Below are 3,345 nucleotides of genomic sequence, written 5' to 3'. Positions count from 1 at the left end.
GGTCCCGGCCACGAAGCCGGTATCGACGGTCACGCCGCTGGCGTCCAGATGCCCGCCGCTCAGCGTGCCGGCCTGGCCGTCCGGCCGGGTGCCGATCACGTAGCCGGCCAGTGTCGATCGTGCAACCCGCTGTTCATGCCCGGCGACGGGTTCCCGGAAACGCGGGGCGAACTGGTAGGCGGCAGCGGCAACCGAGCCGCTGATATCGCCAGCCCGGGTCGCGGCATCCTTGAATACGCCACAACTGCTGTCTCCGCACCGCAACCGGACCAGACCGCGATTGATCAGCCTGCCTCCCTGCGGCAGCTCGAACGCATGTGACCTTCTGGCATTCACGTTGATGATGCCGCTGATTTCATTGACGATAATGGCACCCGGCATGTTCTGGCGCAGCATCATGGCCGTCATGCCGGTTTCGGTCGTTCCTCTCTCGCCAAGATGGATGGTGCCGCGGTTGACCAGTTGCGAATCGCTGTCGCTGCGCATCGCCACCGCCTTGTTGCCGCGCATGGCAATGATTCCGCCATGGTCGTTGAGCAGATCATGGCTGGCATGGCTTCTCACGTACAGGGCGCTGGTGGCACGCTTGTCAGCCGTGAAGTCGATCAGGCCCTGATTGATGAATATGCCCCGCCCGCCCGACCTCTCCCTCATCGGCGCGACAGACTGCGGCAGTTGCCCGAACGAGCCGGAGGTACTCATGACGCCATAGCCGCCACGCGCAATCAGCAGCCCGGCATTGGTCCCCACCCCGTTCCCGGGGCCGGCGACGTAAATGGCACGACCATGGTGGTCAGCATGGTCTGCGCTCACCACGCTGTGATTGGCGAACGAGCCGCCTTGCCCGTAACGGATGGACCCGGCCTGGCTCAGCAGCATCTCGCCGCCAGCCTGGTTGACCAGCACGCCGGTCACTTTGAACCGCTGCACCAGTTTTATCGCCCCGCTGTTGATGAACCTGGCGCTGACAGAACTGGCCCGGTCGGGGCTCAGGGTCATCGAGCCGCTTCTGGTATTGTGCACGCTGCCGGCGGCGACCAGCCGCATCCGGTCGAGCGTCCCCTCATTGGTAAAACCGCCCCCCTTCCCGACCAGGACAGCGCCATTCCTCAACTCGCTGGTATTCAGCAGCCGCTCGATGTTCTGGTCGGCACCGGCAATCACCAGCCGGTTACCGGACAGATCCCAGGGCGAGGAGTTGATTACCAGCCCGTCATTGCTCTCTGGCGCCCGAGCCTTCCCGGGTTGCGGCAGTCCCGTCTGCGGATGGTTCGCCGCCATCTGGCTGCCATGAAGGCGCACCGTGCCGCGATTGACCAGCGTACTGCCGGCGTCGGCAAAGAAGGCCTTTCCGTATGCCGTGTTCACCTCGATGACGCCGATGTCGTCGTTGATGGCGCTGCCGCCGTTCAGTGCCACCATGGCGTGCAGCAGGTTGCCGTACGCGGGCGGCGAGTCCGCGTTGCTCTGCAGGCTGACAAGCCCCCGGTTCGTCACCGACGCGCCGGGCCGGGATGCCACCATGCCGGCACCGGCATGGCGAACGATAATGCTGCCCTCATTGATCGCATGGACCTGGCCGGTCCCGTCGAGCGGTGCGCTGACCGACAGGCCGACGCCAAGTTCATGGCCGGGCAGGCCCAGTGCCGGCAGATCGGGCCATGACTGCCCGGCTCCATGGAAGGCAGGGTCGACATCGATCAGCCCGCGGTTGACCAGCATCGGCTTCGATCCGGCAGCGACCCCGCTGCCCACAAGGCCGTAAGCGGCAGGGCCGCGGGTCTCCAGACTGGCGCCATATTCATTCACGACCGTGGCGCTGCCGGCACCAGGCTCTCCGCGGACCTGCACCGCGGTCGCGCCGGCAGTCACCATGATCCGCCCCGCCAGGCTGGCCCCGGCCGTGACAAGGCGAAGCCCCACAGCCCGGTCGGTCACATTCAGGGTGCTGCCCGGCCCGGCATCGAACAGACTGTTGCTCCCCCTGAGCACCACCCCAGTCGAGCCGTCCCCCCTGACGGACAGAGTGCCGGCCTGCAGGGTGGCCCAGACGAGATCACCCAGCCCCTCGATACCGGTCGCACCGTCAGAAACCTGCATTTCTCCGCCTGTGCGATAAATCCGGCTGCTCCGGCCTTTCAACAGTACTCCGCGGGAACCGGCCCCTTCGACCGCCAGCCGGTCACGAAGCAGGATCAGCGCGCGCCCTCCGGAAATCCAGATGCCGGTTCCTCCTCCCGCCACGTGTCCGGCGGTGCCTGCAGGGCTGTCATACAGGTTCAGGTACGCCTCATTGCCAGTGACATGGATGGCGCTCGCCGCCTTGTCTACCGTGCCGATACCGGAGATGGTCAGCCTGGCGGCATTGCCGCGCACGCAGACGCCGCACGCATCGAGACCGCGGCTGTCAAACGGCAATTCCAGCCGGATCCCCACCTGCTCGCCCTTGATGGCGACGCCGGTCGCGCCGTCAGCCACCTGCCCGCCACGGGAAACCACAAAGACGCGATCCCTGGTCAGCGCCAGCCCGACGGCATGGCTGCCCCGGATGTCCACCGGGTCGAGCCGGTGCACGCCGTCGGCACTGCTAGCCAGGACAGGCATGATGCCCGTTCCGCCGGCCATGGCGAGGATGACCATGCCTTGCCGCGACGGAATCGGCCATGAACCCGGTCTGAATCGATACAGGAAGGAAGCAGACATGATGATTCACCGTTATTCATGGAAAAGAACCATCACGCTACACTGGCAGAAATTGAACCGGGAGTTACATAACGTTTAACTCCCCACCGGAAATATCCCTATCTGGAAATGTCATTCCCAGCATAACGACAGAAAACAAGGAATATGCTGGCGCCCCTTCGTTTTAAAATAAATTACTGTCGAAAAAACAGCAATTTCACAACAACAACGCTCACGCGCACCGGATTTTATTTCCCTGCGGTGTATCCCGGACGGGGTAAACCGCAGGGAAGCCAGAGGGGCATCGCAGCCTTCAGAATGCATGCACAAAGCGGGTATTCACGCCGCGATCGCCATGCCCCAGGTAAGCCTCAAGACTGAAGTGGCTGTCCCTGCCATGGAGACCGAGGCTCAACCGCCCGTCGTAACCAAAGCGCGCCTGGTCCGCCGGCAGGGTGAACCGCCCGCCACCCGGCAGGCTGGCGAAGCGGGCCTGCCGGGCGGCGGCCTGCCGGTACAGCGTCGGTCGTCCCAGCAGTTCGGCGTCGACCCGCCAGCCACGGCCGTTCCGCGCATCGACCGCCTCATGCCGGACCCGCAGCCCGAACACCCCCTCCACCGCGCTGGCACGGGCCGCCGACAGTCGCAGCGCATAGACGCCGG

Annotated in this window: 2 protein-coding genes; both read right to left on the bottom strand. The window is 65.0% G+C overall.

The window, feature by feature from the left end; genetic code table 11:
- A partial coding sequence (locus tag DFO50_RS18650) for a hypothetical protein (RefSeq protein ID WP_146745160.1) occupies nt 1-2,604 on the bottom strand: 2,604 nt, incomplete at its 3' end.
- Nucleotides 2,605-2,995: 391 nt separating this feature from the next.
- Nucleotides 2,996-3,345 (bottom strand): hypothetical protein (locus DFO50_RS19315; RefSeq protein ID WP_158537508.1); only part of this gene is annotated, 350 nt, incomplete at its 5' end.

It is taken from the genome of Microvirgula sp. AG722 (assembly GCF_003269145.1).
Lineage (GTDB): Bacteria > Pseudomonadota > Gammaproteobacteria > Burkholderiales > Aquaspirillaceae > Microvirgula > Microvirgula aerodenitrificans.
Note: the sequence above shows the minus strand (reverse complement) of the source record. Positions and strands in the feature narration are given on the sequence as shown.